Origin of the sequence: Nocardioides cavernae (assembly GCF_016907475.1) — a bacterium.
GTDB lineage: Bacteria > Actinomycetota > Actinomycetes > Propionibacteriales > Nocardioidaceae > Nocardioides > Nocardioides cavernae.
Genome location: NZ_JAFBCA010000001.1, coordinates 3870228 through 3896321 on the forward strand (window position 1 = coordinate 3870228; position 26094 = coordinate 3896321).

Genomic DNA, 26094 nt, shown 5'->3' on the forward strand with positions numbered 1-26094 from the left:
GCGCGACACCGGTCGGCATCGACCGCGGTCGGGACGTCCCAAGGGGTGGCCCCGACCGCGGTCGGCTTGCGTGCGGGGTTCGGGTTCGCAAGTGTGGGGCCATGGTTGGACGGATACCCGTGATGGATGTCTCTCCCGTGGTCGACCTGGGTCGCCAGTCGGCCAAGGCCACCGTCGGGGAGCCGCTGCCCGTACGCGCTTCGGTCTTCCGCGAGGGCCACGACCAGCTCGCCGCCGAGGTGGTCGCCACCGATCCACGCGGCCGGACCCGCGACCCCCTACGGATGCGGCCCGACGGTGAGGCGCCCAACCGCTACGTGGCCCACGTGACGCCCGACGTCGAGGGCGAGTGGACCTTCGAGATCCACTCCTGGTCCGACCCGGTCGCGACCTGGGAGCACGACGCGGGCATCAAGGTCCCGGCCGGTGTCGACGTGGAGCTCATGTTCACCGAGGCGCGGCTCCTGCTGGAGCGGGTGGCCGCCGGGACGGGCAAGGAGGCGCTCGACAAGCCGTCCGCCGCTGTCGTCTCGGGCGCGATCGCGGCTGCGACCGACACCGAGCGTCCCGTCGGCGCGCGCCTCGCCGCCCTCCAGGACCCCGAGCTCGAGGCCGTCCTCCTCGCCCACCCGCTGCGCGAGCTGCTCACCGTCACGGGGCCGTTCCGGTTCCGCGCCGACCGCACCCGCGCGCTCTTCGGCAGCTGGTACGAGTTCTTCCCGCGCTCGGAGGGCGCGACGCGCGACGAGAAGACCGGCACGATCACCAGCGGCACGTTCCGGACGGCGACCAAGCGCCTCGACCGGGTCGCGGAGATGGGCTTCGACGTCCTCTACCTGCCGCCCATCCACCCGATCGGCGAGGTCAACCGCAAGGGCCCGAACAACACCCTGACCCCGGGCCCCGACGACACCGGCTCGCCGTGGGCGATCGGCAGCAAGGACGGCGGCCACGACGCGATCCACCCCGAGCTCGGGACGTTCGAGGACTTCGACGCCTTCGTGGCGCGTGCTCGTGAACTCGACATCGAGGTGGCCCTCGACCTCGCGCTCCAGGCGGCGCCCGACCACCCGTGGGTGACCACGCACCCGCAGTTCTTCACCACGCGCGCGGACGGGACGATCGCGTACGCCGAGAACCCGCCGAAGAAGTACCAGGACATCTACCCGATGAACTTCGACAACGACCCGGCCGGCATCTGCCGCGAGGTGCTGCGGGTCGTGAAGCTCTGGATGTCGCACGGGGTGCGGATCTTCCGCGTCGACAACCCCCACACCAAGCCGCTCGCCTTCTGGGAGTGGCTGCTGGCGGAGGTACGCCGTACGGACCCCGACGTGCTCTTCCTGTCCGAGGCCTTCACCAGGCCGGCGATGATGCACGGCCTCGGCGCGGTCGGCTACCACCAGAGCTACACCTACTTCACCTGGCGCACCGGCAAGCGCGAGATCGAGGAGTACCTCCTCGAGGTCTCGAGCGAGTCCGACCACCTGATGCGGCCGAACTTCTTCGTCAACACCCCCGACATCCTCCACGCCTACCTGCAGTACGGCGGACCGGCGGCGTTCAAGGTGCGCGCCGCCCTTGCCGCCACCGGGTCGCCCAGCTGGGGCGTCTACGCCGGCTACGAGCTGTTCGAGCACGTCGCGGTGAAGCCCGGGTCGGAGGAGTACCTCGACTCGGAGAAGTTCCAGATCCGCATCCGCGACTGGGAGAAGCGCGACGCCGAGGGCACCACGCTCGCGCCCTACCTGACGCGGCTCAACGAGATCCGCCGCCACCACCCGGCGCTCCAGCTGCTGCGCAACGTGACGATCCACTCCAGCGACGACGACCACGTGCTGGTCTTCTCGAAGAGGCACGGCGACGACGTGGTCATCAGCGTCATCAACCTCGACCCGCACGGCACGCGCGAGACGATGATCCACCTCGAGATGCCGGCACTCGGCCTGGAGTGGCACGACTCCTTCGTCGCCCACGACGAGATCACTGGGGAGGACTGGAGCTGGACCGCGCACAACTACGTCAGGCTCGACCCCGGCTACGAACCTGCCCACGTGATCGTCGTCAGGAGGACCCGTTGACCGACCATCCCACCTCGTCCCAGATGCCGACGGACGCGACCCGCGCGACCGCCGTGCTCAACGCGGAGCCTGACTGGTTCCGCACCGCGGTCTTCTACGAGGTGCTGGTCCGGTCGTTCCGCGACTCCAACGGCGACGGGACCGGCGACTTCAAGGGCCTGATCGAGAAGCTCGACTACCTCGAGTGGCTGGGCGTGGACTGCCTGTGGGTCCCGCCGTTCTTCACCTCGCCCCTGCGCGACGGCGGCTACGACGTCGCGGACTACAACAACATCCTCCCCGAGTGCGGCACGGTCGAGGACTTCCACGAGTTCCTCGACGCCTGCCACCAGCGCGGCATCCGCGTGATCATCGACTTCGTCATGAACCACACGAGCGACGCCCACCCGTGGTTCCAGGCCAGCCGCAGCGACCCCGAGGGGCCGTACGGCGACTTCTACGTGTGGTCCGACACCGACGAGCTCTACCAGGACGCCCGCGTCATCTTCGTCGACACAGAGCCGTCGAACTGGACGTGGGACCCGGTGCGCCAGCAGTACTTCTGGCACCGGTTCTTCCACCACCAGCCCGACCTCAACTTCGACAACCCCAAGGTCCACGACGCGATGCTGGAGGCGATGGCCTTCTGGCTCGACATGGGCCTCGACGGGTTCCGGCTCGACGCGGTGCCGTACCTCTACGAGCGTCCCGGCACCAACGGCGAGAACCTCCCCGAGACGCACGACTTCCTCAAGAAGTGCCGTCGCTTCGTCGACGAGAACTACCCCGGGCGCGTGCTGCTCTGCGAGGCCAACCAGTGGCCGGCCGACGTCGTGGAGTACTTCGGCCCCGAGGAGACCGAGGACGGCCGGTGGATCGGCACCGAGTGCCACATGGCCTTCCACTTCCCCGTCATGCCGCGCATCTTCATGGCGGTGCGCCGCGAGTCGCGCTTCCCGATCTCGGAGATCCTCGAGCAGACCCCGTCGATCCCCGACGGCTGCCAGTGGGGCATCTTCCTGCGCAACCACGACGAGCTCACCCTCGAGATGGTGACCGACGAGGACCGCGACTACATGTGGTCGGAGTACGCCCACGACCCGCGGATGAAGGCCAACATCGGCATCCGCCGCCGGCTCGCGCCGCTCCTCGACAACGACGTCAACCGCATGGAGCTCTTCACGGCGCTCCTGCTGTCGCTGCCCGGCTCGCCCGTCCTCTACTACGGCGACGAGATCGGGATGGGCGACAACATCTGGCTCGGTGACCGCGACGGCGTGCGTACGCCGATGCAGTGGACGCCCGACCGCAACGCGGGGTTCTCCGCCGCCACGCCCGGCAAGCTCCACCTGCCGGCGATCCAGGACCCGGTCTACGGCTACCAGTCGGTCAACGTCGAGGCGCAGCTGGAGAACACCTCCTCGTTGCTCCACTGGACGCGTCGCCTGGTCCACGCGCGGCGTCGCCACCCGGCCTTCGGGCTCGGCGACTTCGTCGACCTCGGCGGCTCGAACCCGAGCGTCCTGTCCTACATCCGCGAGCACCGCGGAGACGACGACCGCGACGTGATCCTCTGCGTCAACAACCTGTCCCGCTTCCCGCAGCCGGTCGAGCTCGACCTGCGGCAGTGGGAGGGCATGGTCCCCGTCGAGCTGCTGGGCGGCGTGCCGTTCCCGGCCGTCGGCGAGCTGCCCTACCTGCTCACCCTGGGTGGCTACGGCTTCCTGTGGCTGCGGTTGACGGACTCGAACAGCACGGGGGTGGAGCCGTGAGCAGCACCGAGATCAAGGCCTGGATCGACGAGGCCCGCTGGTTCGGCGGCAAGGGACGCGACTGGGAGCTCGGCGACGTACGCCGGGTCGGGCGGCTGCCCGACGCACCCGACTGGCTGCACGTCACCATCGAGCTAGCCGAGGTGACCTACGCCGACGGGTCGAGCGACCTCTACCAGCTGCCGCTCGCCTTCTACACGGAGCCGCAGGACCGGATCGCGCACGCGCTCATCGGCGAGTGGGAGGACGACGAGCTCGGCCCCTCCTTCGTCTACGACGCGCTGCACGACCGCCAGGCGATGGCGCTGTGGCTGGCGGCGTTCGCCCGGCACGGCGTCGAGCCGAGGCCGCCGTCCGACGTGCGCGGCGACCTCATGTTCCACCGGCTGCCGGGCCACGACCTCGACATCGAGGCTCACTCGACGCTCTTCTCCGGCGAGCAGTCGAACTCGTCGGTCGCGTTCGGCGAGGACGCGCTGATGAAGGTCTTCCGCAAGGTGACTCCGGGGGTGAACCCCGACATCGCGATCCACCAGGTCCTCACCGAGGCCGGGTCGACGCACGTCGCCGCGCTCTACGGGTGGCTCGACCTCGTCGACGACGCCACCAACACGACCATCCAGCTCGCGATGCTCCAGCAGTTCCTCCGCACGGCGAGCGACGGCTGGGACCTGGCCCTGGCCAGCGTGCGCAACCTGTTCGCCGAGGCCGACCTGCACGCCGACGAGGTCGGCGGTGACTTCGCGGGCGAGGCCGCGCGGCTCGGCATCGCGCTGGCCGAGGTGCACGCCGACCTGGCCGAGCACTTCCCGGTCGAGCGGCGCGAGGCCGACGCCCTGGGCGAGCTGGCCGGGGCGATGGAGAGCCGGCTCGTCGCCGCGCTCGACGTCGTACCCGACCTGGCGGCCCACGAGAGCGGGCTGCGCGAGACGTTCGCCCGGTTGCGCGAGCTGGACGCCGTCGACGTGCAGCAGGTCCACGGCGACCTGCACCTGGGCCAGACCCTGCGCACCGTCAAGGGCTGGAAGATCGTCGACTTCGAGGGCGAGCCGGCCAAGCCGCTCGCCGAGCGGCTCAAGCCCGACTCGGTGTGGCGCGACGTGGCGGGCATGATCCGCTCGTTCGACTACGCCCCGCGCGTGGTCGCCATGACCGGTGGCGCCGACGCCGGTGGCGAGGCCGAGCAGCGGGACTACCGGGCGTCCGAGTGGGCAGCACGCAACCGCGCCGCCTTCCTCGCCGCCTACACAGACAAGCGCGGCGAGGAGCTCGACGGCGCAAACGGGGTACTGCTCGATGCCTACCTCGCGGACAAGGTCGTCTACGAGGCGGTCTACGAAGCACGCAATCGTCCGGGATGGCTCGCCATCCCTCTCGCAGCGTTGGAGGAGACGTCATGACCAAGCCCACGAGCAACCCCACGAGCACCCCCGAGAGCATCCCCGAGGCGGCCCCCGCGGCCGGCCCGCGGGACACCCACGCTCCCGGCGAGCTCGACCTGCACCTGATCGGTGAGGGAAGGCACGAGGAGCTCTGGCGGGTGCTCGGCGCGCACGCCAGCGAGGACGGCACGTCGTTCCGCGTCTGGGCCCCCAACGCCATGGAGGTCCAGGTCGCCGGCGAGTGGGCCGGGTGGGACGGCTCGGCACACCCGATGACGCGCCTGGACGGGTCCGGCGTCTGGCACGCCCACGTCCCGAGCGCCGGCGTCGGGTCGCAGTACAAGTTCCGCATCCGCGGCGCCGACGGCCAGTGGGTCGACCGCGCCGACCCCCTGGCCCAGTACGCCGAGAAGCCGCCGAGCTCGGCCTCGAAAGTGTGGCAGTCGCAGCACCGGTGGAACGACGAGGCGTGGCTGGAGAAGCGTCGCACGAGCCAGCCCGTCGACGAGGCGATGTCGACCTACGAGGTGCACCTCGCCTCGTGGCGCAAGCACTACTCGGGCGAGCTCTACACGTGGGACGAGATCGCCGACGCGCTGGTCCCCTACGTCTCCGACCTCGGCTTCACCCACGTCGAGCTGATGCCGGTGATGCAGCACCCGTTCGGCGGGTCGTGGGGCTACCACGTCACCTCCTACTTCGCCCCCGACTCGCGATTCGGCGACCCCGACGGGCTGAAGCGGCTGATCGACCGGCTCCACCAGGCCGGTGTCGGCGTGATCCTCGACTGGGTCCCCGGGCACTTCGCCACCGACGAGTGGGCCCTGGCCCGCTTCGACGGCACCCCGCTCTACGAGGACCCCAACCCGCAGCGCGGCTGGCACAAGGAGTGGGGGTCCCACATCTTCAACTTCGGCCGCAACGAGGTGCGCAACTTCCTCTACGCCAACGCGGTCTACTGGCTCGAGGAGTACCACGCCGACGGCCTGCGCGTGGACGGTGTCGCCTCGATGATCTACCTCGACTACGCCCGCGAGCACGGCGAGTGGTCGCCGAACAAGGACGGCGGCCGGGAGAACCTCGAGGCGGTGCAGTTCCTCCAGGAGATGAACGCCACCGTCTACAAGCGGGTGCCCGGCATCGTCACGATCGCCGAGGAGTCGACCGCCTGGCCGGGCGTCACCGGGCCCACGAGCGACGGCGGTCTCGGCTTCGGGTTCAAGTGGAACATGGGCTGGATGCACGACTCGCTCAACTACGTCTCCAAGGACCCGCTCTACCGCAGCCACCACCACGGCCAGATGACCTTCTCGCTCGTCTACGCCTTCGCGGAGAACTACGTCCTGCCGATCAGCCACGACGAGGTCGTGCACGGCAAGGGCTCGCTGCTGCGCAAGATGCCCGGCGACCGCTGGCAGCAGCTGGCCAACCTGCGCGCCTACCTCGCCTACATGTGGGCCCACCCCGGCAAGCAGCTGCTCTTCATGGGCTGCGAGTTCGGCCAGGAGTCCGAGTGGGCCGAGAGTCGCGAGCTCGACTGGTGGCTCCTCGAGCACCCCGAGCACGCCGGTGTCCACGCGATGGTGCGCGACATGAACACCGCGTACAAGGCGAGCGGCGCGCTGTGGGGGCGTGACAACGAGCCGTCGGGCTTCCAGTGGATCGACGCCAACGACGCGGGCGCCAACACCTTCTCGTTCGTACGCCGCTCCCCCGGCGAGCCGGACCTGGTGTGCGTGGCCAACTTCGCCGGCAACCCGCACGAGGGCTACCGCCTCGGCCTGCCGTCGGCAGGACGCTGGACGGAGGTCCTCAACACGGACGCGGAGTCCTACCACGGGTCGGGCGTGGGCAACCTCGGTGCCATCACCGCCACCGAGGGCGAGCACCACGGTCAGCCTGCCCACGCTGACATCGTGGTGCCGCCCCTGGCGACGGTGTGGTTCCGCAAGGAGGACGGACCCGCCTGATCAGGTCAGGTTGATCATCCTCAGCATGCCCATCAGGGCGTGCGGCATGCCGTCCATCTTCGGGTCGGGGAAGAAGCACATGACGACGTACTGGCCTGCGGGCAGGTCGTAGTCCACCGTCATGCTGCGGCCGGGGCTGAGCGTCCCGGTCTCCATGCCGGCCGGCAGAATCCAGGGCGGGGGCGGACCGTCTCCCTCCTCGCTCTGCAGGGCCTCCAGCACCTGGTCGGTCGTGGTGCCGGGTGCCACCTGCTGCAGCGCCACGAAGTGTGGCTGGTCGGCCTTGTTCTTGAACTCGAACCGTCCCTTCGCGGGCAGCTGCGAGGCCCCTCCCCACGAGGGGCCGTTCTTCCCGATGATCGAGCCGTCGGTCTTCGGCGTCTTGGACGAGCGCTTGGGGCCGTCCACGACGAGCGTCTTGCCGGTCACCACGCCACGGTCACCGATGGAGAACGGGGTGTACGCGCCGGGCTTCGGGAACACGATGGTGCCGGTGCCGCCGCCGGACAGGCCACCGATGATCGTGGTGTTCTTGAGGGCGCGCTTCAGTGCCTTGACGTCGTTCTTGGCGCCGAACTTGTTGACGTCGGCGGTGAAGTCAGCGACGTCGTAGCCGGCCTTGAACGTCGCGAACTCGACGATCCCGCGGCCCCTGACCTCGAGGTGGGCACGGCCGGCCTTGAGGTCGTCGGCCCCCCTCACCACGATCGTCTTCTTGGTCAGCAGCGCAGTGAGGTGCGGCGTGGCCGCTCGCGCACTGGTCGTGGCGGCACCGGCGGCACCGGCGGTTGGTGGTGCAAGGAGGACGGGCGAGCTTGCGAGCGCTGTGGCGCAGACGACCGCCACCACCCTTCGCATTCCGGTGGGCACGTGCATGGTGGGTCCTACCCTTCTCGAAAGTGCGGCGCCGTCGGCACCACTTTCCAGTAGTGGCACGCACCCGCGGGCCCGTCATCACCGATTTCGGTGACGTCCGGGCGAGGTCCAGACCACCGATCTGTGGGGATGCCGGCACCCGGCCGCTGATGCACACTCTGGACGATGACGGGGATCCTGCGTCGCAGGCCGACGGCCTGGCTGGTGGTCGTCGTGGCCTGCGCGCTCGCGCTCGTGGCCATCGACGCGGGGCCGGGGCCGGACGGGCCCACGGCCTCCGCCGAGCCGGTGCGCAACGCCACGATCGTCATCGAGGCGGGCGGCGCCCGGACCGGCTTCGCCCCGCCCGAGGTGACCGTCGGCGGCGGGGGCACCGTCACCGTGGTCAACCTCGACTCCCTGGACCACACCGTCACGTCGGTGGCCCGCGCCGCCGACGGGACGCCCCTGTTCGACGTACGCGTCGCCGCGGGCACGTCCGCGACCGTCCCCGGTGTCGAGGCGCTGTCGGCCGGTGCGTGGGCCTTCTACTGCAAGTTCCACCCCAGCATGCGCGGGGTCATCAACGTCGAGGGCGTCGCCGGCGGCGTCGAGCCCGTCGACACACGCTTCGAGCAACCGCTCGTGGTCCCCAGCACCCGCCGCGGCGCGGACATCAGGCTGGTCATGCGCCGCGCGGACGTACGGACCCTCCCGGACGGGCCGCGCACGTCGATGTGGACCTACGACGGCAGCTATCCCGGCCCCACCATCAGGCGTCGGGGCGGGCGCGGCACCGAGGTGACCATCGTCAACCGGCTCCCCCACGGTGCCGGGTCCATGTCGACGCACCTGCACGGCGACCACCACGCCTCGGCGGACGACGGCCAGCCGACGACGCACCTGATCGCGCGCGGCAGCGAGCGGACCTACGACTACCCGCTGGTGGTCGACGGACGTCCCGAGCCCGGCTCGTTCTTCTGGTACCACGACCACCGGATGGACCGCACCGCCCGCAACAACTGGCGCGGCCTGCAGGGCATGTTCATCGTCACCGACCCGCCCAGCCGCGGGTTGCGCCTGCCGACGGGCCGCCGCGACGTGCCGCTGATGGTCTCGGAACGGTCCTTCACCAGCGGCAACCAGCTGACCGACCCGTTCGCCGACGGCCCGGAGATGGTGGGCCACCACGGCGAGATGTCGTGGACGGGGGCCCACGCACCGCCGGACGACGCGACGGTCGGCGACAAGGTCCTGGTCAACGGCCGCTACGCGCCGTACCTCGACGTGTCGGCGACCCGCTACCGCCTGCGGTTGCTGAACTCCTCGCCGTTCTCGAGCTACAACTTCACGCTCTCCGACGGCCGGCCGTTCCTGCAGATCGGCACCGGCAGCGGCCTGCTCCCCCGGGCCGTCGTGCGGTCAGGCGTGCTGTTGGGGCCTGCCCAGCGCGCCGACGTGATCGTGGACTTCAGCGGCGCCACGGGCCAGCGCCTCGTGCTCGGGTCGGTGCCGGCCGCGAACGGGACCTCCGGGGACGACGCGCGCGAGACCGCGGTGATGGAGTTCCGGGTGGGCGCACCGGCCCGGGACGCCTCGCGGCTGCCGTCGCGACTGCCGTCGCCGAAGCTGGTCTCCCCCGTCCCGGCGAAGGTGTCGCAGACGTGGACGTTCGGGCTCGAGGAGTCCTCGCACCACGGCAGCGCCTGGACGATCAACGGCCGCGCCTTCGACCCCAGCCGGGTCGACCACCGCGCCCGCCTCGACACCGTCGAGCGGTGGCGCTTCCGCAACACCAGCGACGTCACGCACTACGTCCACATCCACGCCGAGCAGTGGCGCACCCTCCGGCGCGACGGCAAGCGCCCGCCCCCGTGGGAGCGGGGCCTGGAGGACACCTGGCGGCTCGAGCCCGGCGAGGAGGTCGAGGTCGCTGCCCGCTTCACCGACTACACCGGCCCCTTCATGATCCACTGCCACATGCTCGACCACGAGGACCACGGGATGATGGCCCGCTTCGACGTCGTCCGCTAGCCAGGCCTCCACGCGACACCACGCAGGCACTTCGCGGGACACCGGCCCGGTGTGAGCATGGCGGCAGCCCGGCACCGCCCCAACTGCCTTCATGGTGCTTGTGGTCTCGTCGCTAGGGTGGCCGGGTGCCTGACGAACAGCCGACGCTGACTGACGGGACCGTGACGCTGCGGGCATGGCGCGACGACGACGTCGCCGAGGCCGTGGCCGGTCACGACGACGAGATGGGCCTCTGGCTCGGCTGGGACCCGGCCGACGTCACCGAACAGACCCACTCCGCAGCGATCGCCGGCTGGCGTCAGCGCTTCCGCGCGGGCGAGCAGGCGTCCTTCGTGGTCGAGCACGACGGCCACCTGGTGGGGAGCGTCGACCTGACCCGCGAGGGCGGCGCCGGGGCGAGCCTGCGGTGGGCCCTGTACGCCGGCCACCGTGGCCACGGCCATGCCGCCAGGGCCGTACGCGTCCTGGTGGACTGGGCCTTCTCGGATCCCGACCAGGGCGGGTGGGGCCTGCAACGCGTCGAGGCCCGGATCGATCCCCGCAACGACCGCAGCCGCCGGGTCGCGACCCGCGCCGGCATGCGGCTCGAGGGCGTGCAGCGCATCGCGCCCGGCATGGGCGACCGCGCGGACGCCACGTCCTACGCCGTCTTCGCCCGCCTCGCGACGGACCCTCCCCTGTCCGACCCGGAGAGCTTCCGGTCACTCCTCAACTCCTTCCTCCCCCGCAAGCGGGCGATCTCGCAGATGCTCGTGCGCGACCCCGAGGGACGCGTGCTGCTGTGCCAGCTGACCTACAAGCGCGACTGGGACCTGCCCGGCGGCGTGGTCGAGGTCGGCGAGTCACCGCGGCTCGCGGTGCAGCGCGAGGTCGAGGAGGAGCTCGGCCTCTCGATCGAGCCCGGCGATCTGGTGCTCACCGACTGGCTGCCTGCGTGGGGCGGCTGGGACGACGCGGTGTGCCTGGTCTTCGACGGGGGCACCCACGGCCCCGAAGTGCTCGCGCGCGTGGTCATGCAGGAGCGCGAGATCCGCGACGCGCGCTTCTGCACGCTGGAGGAGGTCGACGACCTGGCCGCCGACTTCACCTCCCGGAGGGTGCGGGCAGCGGTCGCGGGCGATCAGCCGTATACGGAGTCCGGTCGCTGAGGCAGGATGCCTTCATGACCTGGGTGTACGACTTCGCAGAGGGCAGCAAGGACAAGAAGGACCTCCTGGGCGGCAAGGGCGCCAACCTGGCCGAGATGACCAACCTCGGCCTGCCGGTCCCGCCGGGCTTCACGATCTCCACCGAGACGTGCCGCGCCTACCTCGCCGAGGGTGGCGAGCCCGAGGGGCTGGCCGAGGAGGTCACCGAGCACCTCGCGGCGCTCGAGGAGGCGATGGGCAAGAAGCTCGGCGACTCCGACGACCCGCTCCTGGTGTCCGTGCGCTCGGGCGCGAAGTTCTCCATGCCGGGGATGATGGAGACGGTCCTCAACGTCGGGCTCAACGACACCTCGGTCGGCGGCCTGGCGGCCCGCAGCGAGTCCGAGCGGTTCGCCCAGGACTCCTACCGCCGGCTCCTCCAGATGTTCGGCGGCACGGTGCTGCACGTCCACTCCGAGCTCTTCTCCGAGGCGCTCGACGAGGTGAAGAAGGCCAAGGGCACGGAGAACGACCTCGACCTCGACGCCGACGACCTGCGCGGGCTGGTGGAGACCTTCAAGGACATCATCAGGACCGAGACCGGCCGCGACTTCCCGCAGGACCCGCGCGAGCAGATGGACCTCGCGATCCGCGCCGTCTTCGACTCGTGGAACACCGACCGTGCGCGGCTCTACCGCCGCCAGGAGCGGATCCCCGAGGACCTCGGCACCGCGGTCAACGTGCAGGCCATGGTCTTCGGCAACTTCGGCATGGACTCCGGCTCCGGCGTCGCCTTCACCCGCGACCCCGCCAGCGGGACGCAGGGCGAGTACGGCGACTACCTCCAGAACGCCCAGGGCGAGGACGTCGTCGCCGGCATCCGCAACACCGTGTCCCTGGCCGACATGGCGGAGATCGACCGGACGTCCCACGACGACCTGATGCGGATCATGACGCGGCTCGAGCGCCACTACCGCGACATGTGTGACATCGAGTTCACCGTCGAGCGCGGCAAGCTCTGGATGCTGCAGACGCGCGTCGGCAAGCGGACCCCCGAGGCGGCGTTCCGCATCGCCGTCCACATGGTCGACGAGGGCATGATCCAGATGGACGAGGCCGTGCTGCGCGTGACCGGCGACCAGCTGGCCCAGCTGATGTTCCCGCGCTTCGACGAGTCCGCCGACCGCACGCTCCTCGCCAAGGGCATGAACGCCTCCCCGGGCGCCGCCGTCGGCAAGGCCGTGTTCGACTCCGACACCGCCGTGGAGTGGGCCGACCGCGGCGAGGACGTCATCCTCGTCCGCAAGGAGACCAACCCCGACGACCTGCGCGGGATGGTGGCGGCCCGCGGAATCCTCACCAGCCGCGGCGGGAAGACCTCCCACGCAGCGGTCGTGGCGCGCGGCATGGGGCGTACGTGCGTGTGCGGCGCCGAGTCGCTCGACGTCGACACCAAGGCCAGGCAGTTCCGCGTCCGCGACGGCGAGACGATCCGCGAGGGCGACGTCATCTCCATCGACGGCACGACCGGCGAGGTGTTCGCCGGCGCCGTGCCGGTCGCCGACTCGGTGGTGGTGCGCCACTTCGAGGGCGAGAAGCTGGACGACGACCTCGCCCAGGCGGTCGCCCGGATCATGGCCCACGCCGACGGCGCTCGCCGGCTGCGGGTCCGCAGCAACGCCGACACCCCAGACGACGCCGCCCGGGCCCGCCGCTTCGGCGCCCAGGGCATCGGGCTGTGCCGCACCGAGCACATGTTCCTCGGGGAGCGTCGCGAGCTGGTGGAGAAGCTCATCGTCGCCGAGGACGAGACAGGCGTGGAGGCCGCACTCGACGAGCTCCTCCCGCTGCAGCGGCAGGACTTCACCGAGATCCTCGAGGCCATGGACGGCCTGCCCGTGACGATCCGGCTGCTCGACCCACCGCTGCACGAGTTCCTGCCCGACCTCACCGAGCTCAGCGTCGAGGTCGCCCTCGCCGAGGAGCGCGGCGAGGTCGACGAGCACGCGAAGCGACTGCTCACGCACGTCCGCCGGCTCCACGAGCAGAACCCGATGCTGGGCCTCCGCGGCGTGCGCCTGGGGATCCAGATCCCCGGCCTGTTCCGGATGCAGGCGCGCTCGATCGCCGAGGCCGCCGCCGACCGGATGGCCGCGCACGGCACGCCCCGGCCGGAGATCATGGTGCCGCTGGTGGCGAGCGTGCGGGAGCTCGAGATCGTCCGGTCCGAGATCGACCAGCAGATCGCCGAGGTCGAGGAGGAGCGCGGGGTCAAGCTCGACATCGCCATCGGCACGATGATCGAGCTGCCGCGTGCGGCCTTCCTGGCCAACCGCATCGCCAAGTCCGCCGACTTCTTCTCCTTCGGCACCAACGACCTGACCCAGATGGCGTGGGGCTTCTCCCGCGACGACGTCGAGGCGTCCTTCTTCTCGCGCTACTTCGAGCACGGGATCTTCGACGTCTCGCCCTTCGAGTCGCTCGACCAGCTCGGCGTCGGCGGCATGGTCGAGATGGGGACGAAGAAGGGCCGCAAGACCAAGTCCGACCTCAAGGTCGGGGTGTGCGGCGAGCACGGCGGCGACCCGCTGTCGGTCCACTTCTTCGACCAGGTGGGCCTCAACTACGTCTCGTGCTCGCCCTTCCGCGTGCCGGTCGCCCGGCTCGAGGCCGGACGCTCGGTCCTCGGGAAGCGGGACTCAGAAGAGCGCTGAGGCCAGGTTGCGACGACCCGCCAGCACGCGCGGGTCGTCGTTGCCGACCGCCGCGAAGAGGCCGAGGAGGTGGTCACGCGCCTTCTCCCGGTCCTTGTCGGAGGTGCGGGCGACCAGGTTGACCAGCCGGGTGAACGCGTCCTCGACGTGCCCGCCGAGCATGTCGAGGTCGGCGACCAGGGTCTGCGCGTCGACGTCGTCGGGGTTGTCCGCCGCCGCGGCCCGGGCAGTGTTGAGGTCGACGCCCTGCGTGCGCTGCATGACCTTCGCGATCGCGAGACCGCCGGCGGCCTCCGCGTCGGCCGGGTTGGCGTCCAGCAGCTTCTGGTACTCCGCGACCGCGGCGTCGATGTCGCCTGCGGCGAGCGCGTCCTCGGCCGGGGCGTAGCGCGGGTCGACGACCTCCTCCTCCCCCTCGGCCGCCGGCGCGCCGCCGGCCCGGGGCTGGTGCCGGCCGGTGATGCCCTGGGCGGTGAGCTGCTGACCCAGCTGGCTGAACAGCGTGGAGAGCTCCTCGGGCGACAACGCCCCGGGGATCGGCTGGCTGACCGGACGACCGTCGAGGACCACCATCGTCAGCGGCACCTGCGGGATCTGCATGGCCTGGGCGATCTCGGGGTGGGCGTCGACGTCGACCAGCGCGGCCAGCAGCCGGCCCTCCAGCCGCTCGGCCTCGGCGGCCACGTCGGCGGCGTACTGCTCACTGCCCGGCGCCTGGGCCGCGGAGTGGAACACGATGACGACGGGCGCCGTCATCGACTCCTGCAGCACCTGCTGGAAGTTCTCCTGGGTGATCGCGACGGAGTACGCCCCTCCGGCGGACCCGGACCCGGCGGCGGCTCCGGCGGCCGGGGCCGCCTGCTGCGGCGCCGGCGGCCGGCCGAGCCCGGAGAGGTCGATGGCACCTGGGCGGCTGAACGGCTGCTGCGTCATGGGTCAATCCTAAGGAGGTGGGCCTCGAACGGGCGCGGGGGTCGGCAGCCTCGCGGTCTCGACACGACCCGTCGCGACCTCGTGCCTGCGTCGCGGGGCCACCCGACCTCCCCCGCCGGAGCCGCGAGCTCCCCGTCGCTCGCGGCTAGGCTCGCGACATGGGATCCCGGGGAGCCGCGCTCGTGACGCGGCACCGGCGCAACGTCGGCCTCCTCGTCCGGTTCGGCGTCGTGGGCGCCTCGGGCGTGGTGGTCAACATGCTGACCCTGGTGGTGCTGCGCCGCTACGGTCCCCACTTCGACGACGCCGTCGTGGCCCTCGGCTCGTCCGGGTTCAACCTGCGCTGGTACCACGTCTACTCGACGATCGCCTTCCTGGTCGCCAACCTCACGAACTTCCAGCTCAACCGCACGTGGACGTTCAAGAGCAACCTCGCCGCGCCCTGGTGGCGCGAGTACTGGCCCTTCCTCGCGGTGGGCCTGGTGGGTCAGGTCATCGGCCTGGCCCTGCTGACGCTGCTCATGCACCCCGACTCCGCCATCAGCCTGCCCCGCGACGTCTTCGACGACTCCTCCGGGCTCCGCAACCGGCTCTACTGGTCGCAGCTCATCGTGATCACGGTGGTGACCCCCCTGTCGTTCGTGCTCAACAAGCTGTGGACGTTCGCCGCCGTCCGCACCGCCCGGCTGGGCCTGCTCGAGGAGCGCCAGGACGACGACGTACGCGTCGAGTGAGCCCCACCCAGGCCTGTCGCCCGACAGCTACTGCGTGGTAGAACATGCCGGGGTCTCGAGGGGAGGACACGTCGCGATGACGACAGCGGGGTCGTACGACTTCAACGGCTACCAGGTGCTGGTGGTCGGCGGCACGCGGGGCGAGGGACACCGCATCGCCTCGGCCTTCTCCGCCTCCGGCGCGTCGGTGACGGTCACGGGCACGATGATGCTGCGCGCGCTCTACGACAGCGACCTCTCGGCGTTCGACTACGAGTCGGTCAACCTCGCGCGGCAGGACTCGATCGACCACCTCGTCGGCACCATCGACCACATCGACGTCCTCGTGCTGGCGGCGTCCTGCAACCTCCCTTACGGCCTGCCGCCAGACGAGCAGGCCTTCATCACCGAGGCCGCCCGGTCCGGGCTGCTCGGTCCCACCTTCCTGACGACCCGGCTCCGGCTCAAGCTCGGCCAGAGCCCCGCCCTCGGCGGCGGCTGCGTCGTCAACACCGGCGCCGTGACCAGCTGGCTGCAGCTGGCCAGCACCCCGGAGGCGGCCCAGCGCCAGCTGGCCGAGTCGACCGCGCGCGCCGGGCGCAACTGGGCCCGACTGGGCGTGCGCGTGAACTCCGTGCTCCAGGAGGGACGCGCGGTGCTCCCCCGCCAGTACGCACCGAGCGCCGCGCCGGTCGGCGGCAGCCGGGTCGCCGGCGACACCATCGTCCGCAGCCAGCCCCGGATCGGTGACGCCGTGACCGATGCCACGCTGTTCCTCGCGAGCAGCGCTGCTGCCCGCATCACCGGGCAGACCCTCCGCATCAGCTGACGGCTGACCTGCTCGGGCACCACCGAGCTCGGGGCAACATCTCGGAATCGCCCCGCGAAGCCGTGCGCCCCGGTTACATTTCACCCACACGGAAGCCACACGGGACCTACAGGACCCGTTGCCACCTCGGGTCGGCCGCTCCCTCGTTCACTCGGAAGGACGTCCCCCCTTGACCGCAGAACTGGTCACCCCGCACCCGCTCGCGCGGGGCGGCTCCTGGGCCGGACGTGCCTCCCGGCGGGGCCGTGAGCCGCTCCTCGAGCAGTCGCCGGGGCCGGACTCGCCCGTCGGAGGACTCTGGGCCTCTCTCGTCGAGGTCCTGGGGGCCATCGACGGTCCGTCGTCAGCGCTGCTCGCGACGGCGGACGGCGAGGCGCTGGCCGTCCACGGCCTGGCACAGGCCGACGTCGCCCGGGTGGCGCGTCAGAGCAGGGCGGCCTTGGCGGCCCGCATCCCGGGCGGGCCGGACCCGGACCGGGCCGTCGACACGGTGGAGCTCACGCTCGGCCTGCGTCACACCGTGATCGCGTCGGTGCCGTCGCCCGGGAGCGAGCGCCACCTCCTCACCGTGACCGCCCAGGGCGTGAGCGTGCAGGTGCTGGAGGCCTGGACCCGCCGGCTCGCCGAGGACATCCACCAGGCGTTGTCGACGACGGCCTAGCCGAACGACCGCCCGTCGGCCAGCAGCTCGTCGGCCGCGGCGTAGGGGTCCACCTCACCCGTCACCACGCGCTCGGCGAGCGCGTCGAGGTCGGCGCCCGCGTCGGCGCGCCCCCACCGCTCGCGCAGCGCCGCGAGGGCGATCGCCTCCACCTCGCGCCGGGCCCGGACCGTACGACGCCGGGCGAGCTCGCCCGACTCCCGCAGCCAGGCGGCGTGCCGGTCGAGCTCTGCGAGCAGCTCGTCGATGCCCTGCCCCGTGCTGGCGACCGTCTGGAGCACCGGCGGCCGCCAGGCGCCGTCGCGGCGCTCGGCCATCGTGAGCATGGTGCGGAGCTCGCGCCGCGTGCGGTCGGCGCCCTCACGGTCGGCCTTGTTGACGGCGTACACGTCCCCGATCTCCAGGATCCCCGCCTTCGCGGCCTGGATGCCGTCACCCATGCCCGGTGCAAGCAGCACGAGCGTGGTGTCGGCGAGGCCCGCCACCTCGACCTCGCTCTGGCCGACGCCCACGGTCTCCAAGACCACGACGTCGCATCCGGCGGCGTCGAGGACCCGGACCGCCTGCGGGGTCGACCACGCCAGGCCTCCGAGGTGACCGCGAGCACCCATCGAGCGGATGTAGACGTCGCGGTCGAGCGCGTGGTCGCCCATGCGCACCCGGTCGCCGAGGAGCGCCCCACCCGAGAAGGGCGAGGAGGGGTCGATGGCCAGGACGCCGACGCGCTTGCCGGCGCGCCTCATCCCGGCGACGAGGGCGTTGGTGGAGGTGGACTTGCCGACGCCCGGGGCGCCGGTGATGCCCAGGACGTGTGCCCTGCCGGCGTCGGGGCCGAGGGCCGACATCACCTCGCGCAGGAGCGGCGAGGCGTCCTCCACCAGTGTGATGAGCCGCGCCACCGCGGCGGGGTCACCCTCGCGAGCGCGCGCGACCAGGTCGGGGACCGCGTGGGCTCCCCGCCTCGTCACGCCGCGCGTCACTCGCTCCTCACGCAGAGGGCACGCGGACGATCAGGGCGTCGCCCTGGCCGCCACCACCGCAGAGCGCTGCGGCGCCGACGCCGCCACCGCGGCGCTGGAGCTCGAGCGCGAGGGTCAGCACGATGCGGGCGCCGGACATGCCGACCGGGTGGCCGACGGCGATGGCACCGCCGTTGACGTTGACCCGGTCCTGGGAGACACCGAGCTGGCGGGCCGACTCGATGCCCACGGCGGCGAAGGCCTCGTTGAGCTCGAAGAGGTCGATGTCGGAGACGGCGATGCCCTCCTTCTCCGCGGCCTTGGCGATCGCGTTGGCGGGCTGCAGCTGCAGGGAGGAGTCGGGGCCTGCGACCTGGCCGGACGCGCCGATCTCGGCGAGCCAGGTCAGGCCGAGCTCCTCGGCCTTCGCCTTGCTCATCACGACGACCGCGCAGGCGCCGTCGGAGATCTGGGAGGCGGAGCCGGCGGTGATGCTGCCGTCCTTGGCCACCGGGCGCAGCCCGGAGAGCGACTCCACGGTGGTGTCGCCGCGGATGCCCTCGTCCTCGGCGACGGTGATGTCGCCCTTGCGGGTCGAGATGGTGACCGGGACGACCTCGTCGTCGAAGAGCCCGTTCTTCCACGCCAGTGCGGCGCGCTGGTGCGACTGGGCAGCGAACGCGTCCTGCTCCTCGCGGGTGAGGTTGGCGCCCGCGGCGTTGCAGCCGTCGGTCAGGTTGATCATCGCCTGGTGGGTGAACTGGTCGTAGAGGGCGTCGTAGGCCATGGAGTCGACCAGCGCGGTGTCGCCGTACTTGAAGCCCTCGCGGCTCTTCGGCAGCAGGTGCGGGGCCTGCGTCATCGACTCCATGCCGCCGGCGACGACGATCTCGTGCTCGCCGGCGCGGATCAGCTGGTCGGCCATCGCGATGGCGTTGATGCCGGAGAGGCACACCTTGTTGATCGTGATCGACGGGACGTTCATCGGGATGCCACCCTTGACCGCGGCCTGGCGGGCGGTGATCTGGCCGGTGCCGGCCTGGATGACCTGGCCCATGATCACGTAGTCGACCTGCTCGCCGCGGACGCCGGCCTTCTCCAGGGCGCCCTTGATCGCAACGCCGCCGAGCTCGGCAGCCGACTGGTCCTTGAGCCCGCCGAGCAGGCGGCCGATCGGGGTGCGAGCCCCGGCAACGATGACGGATCCAGACATGACGGGTGCCTCCAGCGATCGGGTCGAGTTCGGGGGTCGTGCTCCTTCGGACACTACCCACCGCGGCACCCCCGCCGGGAGGGTGCCCCCAGTGCCCCGTGTGAGGCGCTCGTCACACCATCGACGGGGTCCGACTCCCCGTCACCAAATTGTGGGAGGCCGTACGTTCCCTCACCCCTGGGGGTGGACGGACGTGGTGGGCTTGCGCCGACAGCGGTCCTCGGGAATCGCGCCCACCCCCATCCCGAGGAGTGCCCGATGCACCGGTTCCGCCGCAGCCTCACCTCCGTCGCCGCCCTGGCCACGACCGCGACCCTCGCCGTGGCGCTCGCCGCTCCGCCGGCAAGCGCCCGGACCGGAGGCATCGGGGGGTTCTGGCTCCTCGACGAGGGCTCCGGCCAGGTCGCCAACGACCTCTCCTCCAACGGCAACCGCGGCATGCTGGGGACGACCCCCGGCGTCGACGCCAACGACCCCACGTGGGTCGCCCTGCCGAAGCTGCTCTTCCTCAAGCGCGCCGCCCTCCGCTTCTCGGGCTCGCAGAGCGTCCGGATGCCTGACGCCCCGTCGCTCGAGCCGGACGGGGTGACCGTCCTGGCCAGGGTGCGCAGCACCGACCCCGGGGCCTACCGTTACGTGATGTCCAAAGGCGCCTTCCAGTGCGAGACCGCGTCCTACGGCCTCTACACGGGCGAGCAGGGTGGTCTGCGGTTCTACGTCTCGGACGGGACCCAGTTCCACCTCTCGGCCGACGCCGGCCCCGGTCTCTGGGACGGTGCGTGGCACACGGTGCGGGGGGCGTTCGACGGCCAGGAGCTGCGGCTGTACGTCGACGGGGCCCTGGTGGGCGCACCCGTGGCCGCCCCGGTGAGCATCTACTACGGGATGCCGACGGGCGACGACTTCTACGTGGGCGACTACGGCGGCCCGTGCGCCAGCCCGCTCGGCTTCGTCGGTGACATCGACGCGGCGGCCGTGCTCGGCCGCTACGACAGGACCGCGACGCTGGGATAGTCCCGGGAGGGACGCTCGGTTCCGGGAGTGGCGACCGTCACACCCCCTCGCCCCCGGGCCCGGCGTCGTACAGCATGAGCCCATGACCCCCGAGCTGAGCGACGTCCGCCACCTCTTCACCGCCATCGACCACGTCGGCATCGCCGTGCCCGACCTCGACGAGGCGATGACCTTCTACCGCGATGCCTACGGCATGGAGGTCCTCCACGAGGAGGTCAACGAGGAGCAGGGCGTCCGCGAGGCGATGGTCGGGGTGGGCGACTCCGGCTCGTGCATCCAGCTGCTGGCGCCGCTCTCCCCCGAGTCGACGATCGCCAAGTTCCTCGAGCGCAACGGCCAGGGGATCCAGCAGCTCGCCTTCCGTGTCGACGACGTGGAGCACGTGGCCGACGTGCTGCGCGGGCGCGGCCTGCGCCTGCTGTACGACGCCCCCCGGCGCGGCACCTCCGACAGCCGCGTCAACTTCATCCACCCCAAGGACGCCGGCGGCGTGCTGGTCGAGCTCGTCGAGCCCGCCGCCCACCCGCACTGACGCCTGCGTCGCAGCGACGTACGTCACACCTCCGACCGCTCGAGGTTACTCGCCGGTATCTTGACCGCCAATCGTGCCACCGATGCCTCACCCGATGCCTCACCAGGAGACACCCGTGCAGAACATCCTCGACGCCATCCAGTCCGGCAACGCCACCTCGGAGGACTTCGCGAGCCTCGAGCTCCCGGAGTCCTACCGCGCCGCCTTCGTGAAGAAGGAGGAGGTGGACATGTTCGAGGGCCTCACCGCCAAGGAGAAGGACCCCCGCAAGTCCCTCCACGTCGAGGACGTGCCGCTGCCCGAGCTCGGGCCCGGGGAGGCGTTCGTGGCGGTGATGGCGAGCGCCATCAACTACAACACCGTGTGGACCTCGATCTTCGAGCCGGTCTCGACCTTCGGCTTCCTCGAGCGCTACGGCCGCAACAGCGAGCTGACCAAGCGCCACGACCTGCCGTACCACGTGGTCGGCTCCGACCTAGCCGGCGTCGTGCTCAAGACCGGGCCGGGCGTCACGAAGTGGAAGCCCGGCGACCGCGTCGTGGCGCACTGCCTGTCCGTCGAGCTCGAGGGCCCCGACGGCCACAACGACACGATGCTCGACACCGAGCAGCGGATCTGGGGCTTCGAGACCAACTTCGGTGGCCTCGCGGACGTCGCGATGGTCAAGGCCAACCAGCTCATGCCCAAGCCCGAGCACCTGACCTGGGAGGAGGCCGCCTCCCCCGGCCTCGTCAACTGCACGGCGTACCGCCAGCTCGTCAGTAAGAACGGCGGCGACATGAAGCAGGGCGACAACGTCCTCATCTGGGGCGCCTCCGGCGGCCTCGGCGGCTTCGCGACGCAGTACGCCCTCAACGGCGGCGCCACCCCGGTGTGCGTGGTCTCCAACGAGGAGAAGGCCGCCATCGCCCGCAGCATGGGCGCGGAGCTGATCATCAACCGCTCCGAGGAGGGCTACAAGTTCTGGAACGACGAGAACACCCAGCAGGACCCGAAGGAGTGGAAGCGCTTCGGCGCGAAGATCCGCGAGCTCACCGGCGGCGAGGACATCGACATCGTGTTCGAGCACCCCGGCCGCGAGACGTTCGGCGCGTCGGTCTTCGTCACCCGCAAGGGCGGGACGATCACCACCTGCGCCTCGACCTCGGGCTACATGCACGAGTACGACAACCGCTACCTGTGGATGAACCTCAAGCGCATCATCTCCAGCCACTTCGCGAACTACCGCGAGTCGTGGGAGGCCAACCGCCTCATCGCCAAGGGCAAGATCCACCCGACCCTCTCGAGGACCTACACCCTCGACGAGGTCGGCCAGGCGTCCCTCGACGTCCACCAGAACGCCCACCAGGGCAAGGTCGGCGTCCTCTGCCTCGCCCCTGAGGAGGGGCTGGGCGTGCTGAACCAGGAGATGCGGGCCGAGCACGAGACCGCGATCAACAGGTTCCGCGGCGTCTGATCCCGCCTGAGGTCTCGGACCTGAGACCTTTCACACCCCGGTTCGCGCGACTCGCACGAAGTCGCCCGCGAGCCGGGGTGTGTCTTTTGGAGGGCATCGGAGAGACTGGCACCGACGCAGTCCGTACGAGTGAGAGAGGGTGCCTCAGCATGGCTTCCGACCAGGGCCTGTCCATCTTCGACGAGCCGGAGTCCGCCGACGACAAGGCCGCTCCCGGCGGTTCGACCGGGCGTGAGACCGCCGGCGAGGAGACCCAGGTGCTGCCGGTCACCCCGAAGGACGAACCTTCGGCCGCGGCGAAGAAGACTGCCGCGAAGAAGGCTCCCCAGCCGAGCGCTGCGGCGAAGCCGACCCCGCAGGAGCCTGCCCAGGCGCCTGCCCGGACTTCTCCCCAGCCGGCTGCCCAGACGCCGGCCCGGCCGACGCCCCCGCCCGCTGCTCCCGACGCCGAGGCGACCCGCCGCTCACCGGTGGTCCCCCCGGCCGCACCGCGCCCCGCGGTGCCCGCCCAATCGGCCACTCCCCTCCCCGTGGTGCGCCGCGGCGGCTACGACAAGGCAGCGGTCGACCAGCGGGTCCACCAGCTCCACAGCGAGAAGTCCGGCCTGGCGACCAGCCTCGCCAGCAGCGAGGAGCGGGTCATCGAGCTCGAGTCCGAGCTCGACCGGCTGCGCCAGGAGGTCTCCGAGAACACCAACCCGACCTACGCCGGGCTCGGCGGTCGCGCCACCTCCATGCTCAAGATGGCCGAGGACGAGGCGGCAGACGTACGCACCGCCGCCCGCCGCGAGGGCGACGAGATCCGCACCCAGGCGGAGCGCGACGCCTACAGCATCCGCGCCGACGCTGCTCGCGAGGCCGACGACATGCGCATGGTGCAGCTCAAGGAGCTCGACGAGATGCGCTCGCGGCTGACCGCCGACGCCGAGACCGAGCGCAGCCTCGCCAAGGCCGAGGCCGAGGACCTGCTCGCCTCCGCGCGCCGCGAGTCCGACCAGGTCCGGCTCGCCGCGCAGCAGGAGACCAACGAGATGCGCGTGACCGCCACCCGTGAGGCGGAGCAGGCGCGCGCCGCAGCGGACCGCGAGGTCCAGGAGGCCCGCCGCACGCTGGCCGTCGAGAAGGAGCGGCTCGCCCGCGAGGCGACCGAGCACCACAGCAACGCCACCTCCGAGACCCAGCGGCTCGTGGCCGAGGCCGAGGCACGGGCCAACGCTGCCGAGCAGCGCGCGCGTGAGGCGACGGCCCAGGCAAACACCCACCGCCAGCAGGCCCAGTCGGAGTCGGAGGGCCTGCTCACACGGGCCCGTCGCGAGGCCGAGCAGATCGTCGCCTCGGCCCGCACCCAGGCCGACTCGATCGGGGCGACCCGGGTCGCCGAGGCCGAGCGCGAGCTGGCCAACATCCAGGCCGAGGTCGACCGCGCCGCCAAGCGCCGTGACGCCATCACCGCCCAGCTGGGTGCCCTGCGCGACGTGGTCGCGGGCTTCGGCGAGGACGAGTCCTGAGCTGGCGCGTCCGGCTCCGGGATCTCGTCACCTCCGGCCCCGGCAGCTCGGAGGAGCGACCGTCCGGATCGGACGCGACCGTCGCGCTGCGCGAGGCCGCTGACGACCCGGCCGAGCTCCCCGAAGCGCTCGGGGAGGTCGCCGACCAGGTCTCCGACGACGCCGATCGGGCCGAGGCCGCCGCCGACGCGGCAGAGCAGTCGGCTCAGGACTCGGCACAGTCGGCCGAGGTCATCGCCGAGCACATCGACGACGCGACCGACCTCGTGGTCGACGAGGACGCGCCTGCCCCCTACGTGCCGACCAAGGCCGCGCCGGCACCGGTGCTGTTGCGGCACTCACCCTTCAACATCGGCTTCTTCGGTGCCCTCGGCGCGCTGATCGCGATCTTCCTGACCGAGCAGCTGCTCAGCATCTCCTCGGTCCTGGTCCTGCTCGTGATGTCGATGTTCCTCGCCATCGGCCTCAACCCAACCGTGGAGTTCTTCATGCGCCGCGGCCTGCGGCGCGGGCTGTCGGTGCTGCTGGTGCTCGTCGTGGTGATCAGTGTCCTCGCGCTGTTCGTCGTGGCGATCGCGCCGGTGATCAGCGAGCAGATCGCGGCCATCACGCGCAACGCTCCCGGCTGGCTCGACGACCTGGAGTCGAACGCCCAGGTGCAGCAGCTCGACGCCAAGTACGACGTCATCGCCAAGGCGCGCGACTACATCCAGAACGGCGACTTCGGCGAGAGGGTCTTCGGCGGCGCGCTCGGCGTCGGGCTCAAGGTGCTCTCCGCCGTGGCCAACAGCCTGATCGTGATCGTGCTGATGATCTACTTCCTCGCCTCGCTCCCCAGCATCAAGCACGCCGGCTACTCCCTCGCGCCCGCATCGAAGCGGCCCCGGGTCAGCGAGCTGGGCGACAAGATCATCCGCTCCACCGGCGCCTACGTGGCCGGTGCGTTCCTCGTCGCGCTGTGCGCGGGCCTGAGCACGCTGATCTTCTCGTTCATCGTCGGGCTGGGTGACTACGCCTTCGCGCTCGCGTTCGTCGTCGGGCTCTTCTCCCTCATCCCGGTCGTCGGCGCCTTCGTGTCAGGAGCGCTCATGACGCTCCTGGCGCTGACGGTCTCCCCGACGGTCGCGCTGGTGGCGCTGATCTACTACGTCGCCTACCAGCAGGTGGAGTCCTACCTCATCTACCCGCGGATCATGAAGAAGTCCGTCGACATCCCGGGTTCGGTGACGGTGGTGGCCGCACTCGTGGGCGGATCGCTCATGGGCATCGTCGGCGCCCTGCTGGCCGTTCCAGTCGCCGCGGCCCTGCTGCTGCTCCACCGCGAGGTCGTCCTCACGCGGCAGGACGCCCGCTGAGGTCGCGCTCCGGGTCGCGCTCGGGCTCCGGCAGCGGCTCGACCATGAGCGGCGCTCGGGACTCGCCCAGCTTGACCACGACGACGCCGGCGAGCACCAGCAGGCCGCCGGCCAGCTGGACGGGGCGGGGCAGCTCGCCGAGCAGCAGCCACGCCCAGATGACCGCGGCGAGGACCTCGCCGAGCGCGACGAAGGACGCCAACCGGCTGCCGAGCCGGCGTCCGGCGGCGATCCCGGTCACGTAGGAGAAGGCGGCGGTCACCAGGCCGAGCGCGACGACCGGGATCCACCACGCGACGGACCGCCCGTCGTAGACCGCGTCGGCGGTCGAGGCGTGGAACGGCAGCACGCCGCTGAGGCCCGCGAGGAGCAGCACGGCCCCGCCGACCAGGAGGCCGCCGGCGGCGAGCGTGATGCCCGGGAGCCCGTTGTCCTCGTCGGCGGAGATGATGAAGTAGGTCGCGGCCCCGACCATGGCGCCGAGGGCCCACAGGACGCCGACGACGCTGAGCTCCGCGCCCGAGACGACGTCGAGCACGAGCACCAGGCCACCGGCGGCGATGGCAGCGCCCAGCAGCGTCGTGCCCGAGGGGCGGTGGCCGTGGCGCAGCCACAGCCACACGACGACGGCGACCGGGGCGGTGTACTCCAGCAGCAGCGCGACGCTGACCTGCATGTAGGTGACGGCGTAGAAGTAGCAGAGCTGGGCGCCGGCGACGGCCGCGATGCCGTAGACCGTGATCAGCCCGGCGTTGGCGCGCAGCAGGTGCCAGCGCCCGCGCACCGCGAGGATCCCCGGGACGACCAGCACTGCGGCCGCGATCGCGATGCGCAGCGCCACCGTCGCCCCGGCGCTCCAGCCCGTGTCGAGGAGCCCGCGGGCCAGCACGCCGGACAGTCCGAAGGACGCGGCCGACGCGACCGCCAGGGCCAGGCCGGTGGTGGTCCGCGACCGTGCGCTGTCATGAGTCAAAGCCGTCACGGTCATGACGTTATGCGCGACTCCT

The 26094-nt window shown here is 71.2% G+C and carries 20 protein-coding genes; 15 read left to right on the plus strand and 5 right to left on the minus strand.

What is annotated here, in order from left to right:
- The first annotated feature begins 101 nt into the window (after window positions 1-101).
- From JOD65_RS18205 to glgB, 4 genes are read left to right on the plus strand one after another with little or no spacing between them, the layout of a single operon-like run.
- A complete protein-coding gene (locus JOD65_RS18205; RefSeq protein ID WP_191195177.1) occupies window positions 102-2081 on the plus strand; it encodes an alpha-1,4-glucan--maltose-1-phosphate maltosyltransferase in 1980 nt (659 codons plus the stop codon).
- Window positions 2082-2104: 23 nt separating this feature from the next.
- Complete coding sequence (treS, locus tag JOD65_RS18210) at window positions 2105-3832, plus strand: maltose alpha-D-glucosyltransferase (protein ID WP_191195523.1); 1728 nt, start codon at window positions 2105-2107, stop codon at window positions 3830-3832.
- A complete protein-coding gene (locus tag JOD65_RS18215) occupies window positions 3829-5232 on the plus strand; it encodes a maltokinase N-terminal cap-like domain-containing protein (RefSeq protein ID WP_191195176.1) in 1404 nt (467 codons plus the stop codon). The genes treS and JOD65_RS18215 overlap by 4 nt, the downstream gene beginning before the upstream one ends.
- A complete protein-coding gene (glgB, locus tag JOD65_RS18220) occupies window positions 5229-7184 on the plus strand; it encodes a 1,4-alpha-glucan branching protein GlgB (protein ID WP_224747178.1) in 1956 nt (651 codons plus the stop codon). Before JOD65_RS18215 ends, glgB begins: the two co-directional genes overlap by 4 nt.
- Here the strand turns inward: glgB and JOD65_RS18225 are convergent, their stop codons facing one another.
- Window positions 7185-8060 (minus strand): cupredoxin domain-containing protein, encoded by an 876-nt coding sequence (locus JOD65_RS18225; protein WP_191195174.1) that lies wholly within the window; start codon window positions 8058-8060, stop codon window positions 7185-7187.
- A gap of 165 nt (window positions 8061-8225) precedes the next feature.
- On the opposite strand from JOD65_RS18225, the gene JOD65_RS18230 reads away from it, so the two are divergent.
- The 3 genes from JOD65_RS18230 to ppdK all read left to right on the plus strand — a co-directional run bounded on the left by JOD65_RS18230 (window position 8226) and on the right by ppdK (window position 13914).
- A complete protein-coding gene (locus JOD65_RS18230) occupies window positions 8226-10073 on the plus strand; it encodes a multicopper oxidase domain-containing protein (RefSeq protein WP_191195173.1) in 1848 nt (615 codons plus the stop codon).
- A 125-nt stretch (window positions 10074-10198) separates the two neighbouring features.
- Window positions 10199-11221 (plus strand): NUDIX hydrolase, encoded by a 1023-nt coding sequence (locus JOD65_RS18235; RefSeq protein ID WP_191195172.1) that lies wholly within the window; start codon window positions 10199-10201, stop codon window positions 11219-11221.
- A 14-nt stretch (window positions 11222-11235) separates the two neighbouring features.
- Window positions 11236-13914: a pyruvate, phosphate dikinase gene (ppdK, locus tag JOD65_RS18240; protein ID WP_191195171.1), complete on the plus strand. Its 2679-nt coding sequence runs from the start codon at window positions 11236-11238 to the stop codon at window positions 13912-13914.
- On the opposite strand, the gene JOD65_RS18245 is transcribed toward ppdK, so the two are convergent.
- Complete coding sequence (locus JOD65_RS18245; protein WP_191195170.1) at window positions 13900-14847, minus strand: tetratricopeptide repeat protein; 948 nt, start codon at window positions 14845-14847, stop codon at window positions 13900-13902. The genes ppdK and JOD65_RS18245 overlap by 15 nt on opposite strands.
- A 158-nt stretch (window positions 14848-15005) precedes the next feature.
- Here JOD65_RS18245 and JOD65_RS18250 point away from each other — a divergent pair, with 158 nt between their 5' ends.
- From JOD65_RS18250 to JOD65_RS18260, 3 genes are all read left to right on the plus strand, one after another.
- On the plus strand, window positions 15006-15581 hold the full coding sequence (locus JOD65_RS18250) for a GtrA family protein (protein WP_191195169.1): 576 nt from the start codon (window positions 15006-15008) through the stop codon (window positions 15579-15581).
- 76 nt (window positions 15582-15657) lie between these two features.
- Window positions 15658-16389, plus strand: a complete 732-nt coding sequence (locus tag JOD65_RS18255) for an SDR family NAD(P)-dependent oxidoreductase (protein ID WP_191195168.1) — start codon at window positions 15658-15660, stop codon at window positions 16387-16389.
- A 169-nt stretch (window positions 16390-16558) separates the two neighbouring features.
- A complete protein-coding gene (locus tag JOD65_RS18260; RefSeq protein WP_191195167.1) occupies window positions 16559-17050 on the plus strand; it encodes a hypothetical protein in 492 nt (163 codons plus the stop codon).
- Here the strand turns inward: JOD65_RS18260 and meaB are convergent.
- Window positions 17047-18018: a methylmalonyl Co-A mutase-associated GTPase MeaB gene (gene meaB / locus JOD65_RS18265; RefSeq protein WP_191195166.1), complete on the minus strand. Its 972-nt coding sequence runs from the start codon at window positions 18016-18018 to the stop codon at window positions 17047-17049. The genes JOD65_RS18260 and meaB overlap by 4 nt on opposite strands.
- Before the next feature lie 19 nt (window positions 18019-18037).
- Window positions 18038-19222, minus strand: coding sequence for an acetyl-CoA C-acetyltransferase (locus tag JOD65_RS18270; protein ID WP_191195165.1), 1185 nt, complete (start codon window positions 19220-19222; stop codon window positions 18038-18040).
- 258 nt (window positions 19223-19480) lie between these two features.
- Between JOD65_RS18270 and JOD65_RS18275 the strand changes: the two genes are divergently transcribed.
- From JOD65_RS18275 to JOD65_RS18295, 5 genes are all read left to right on the plus strand, one after another.
- Window positions 19481-20236 (plus strand): LamG domain-containing protein, encoded by a 756-nt coding sequence (locus JOD65_RS18275; protein WP_191195164.1) that lies wholly within the window; start codon window positions 19481-19483, stop codon window positions 20234-20236.
- An 82-nt stretch (window positions 20237-20318) separates the two neighbouring features.
- Entirely contained in the window at window positions 20319-20768 is a 450-nt protein-coding gene (gene mce / locus JOD65_RS18280; protein ID WP_191195163.1) for a methylmalonyl-CoA epimerase, read from the plus strand.
- 115 nt (window positions 20769-20883) lie between these two features.
- The gene (gene ccrA / locus JOD65_RS18285) at window positions 20884-22224 is read left to right on the plus strand and encodes a crotonyl-CoA carboxylase/reductase (protein WP_191195162.1); all 1341 of its coding nucleotides are present in this window, start codon (window positions 20884-20886) and stop codon (window positions 22222-22224) included.
- 149 nt (window positions 22225-22373) lie between these two features.
- Window positions 22374-23732: a coiled-coil domain-containing protein gene (locus JOD65_RS18290; protein ID WP_191195161.1), complete on the plus strand. Its 1359-nt coding sequence runs from the start codon at window positions 22374-22376 to the stop codon at window positions 23730-23732.
- A 266-nt stretch (window positions 23733-23998) separates the two neighbouring features.
- Window positions 23999-25087 (plus strand): AI-2E family transporter, encoded by a 1089-nt coding sequence (locus JOD65_RS18295; protein WP_191195160.1) that lies wholly within the window; start codon window positions 23999-24001, stop codon window positions 25085-25087.
- Here the strand turns inward: JOD65_RS18295 and JOD65_RS18300 are convergent.
- Window positions 25065-26069, minus strand: a complete 1005-nt coding sequence (locus JOD65_RS18300) for an EamA family transporter (RefSeq protein ID WP_307821252.1) — start codon at window positions 26067-26069, stop codon at window positions 25065-25067. The two genes, JOD65_RS18295 and JOD65_RS18300, sit on opposite strands and share 23 nt — an antisense overlap.
- Window positions 26070-26094: the final 25 nt, after the last annotated feature.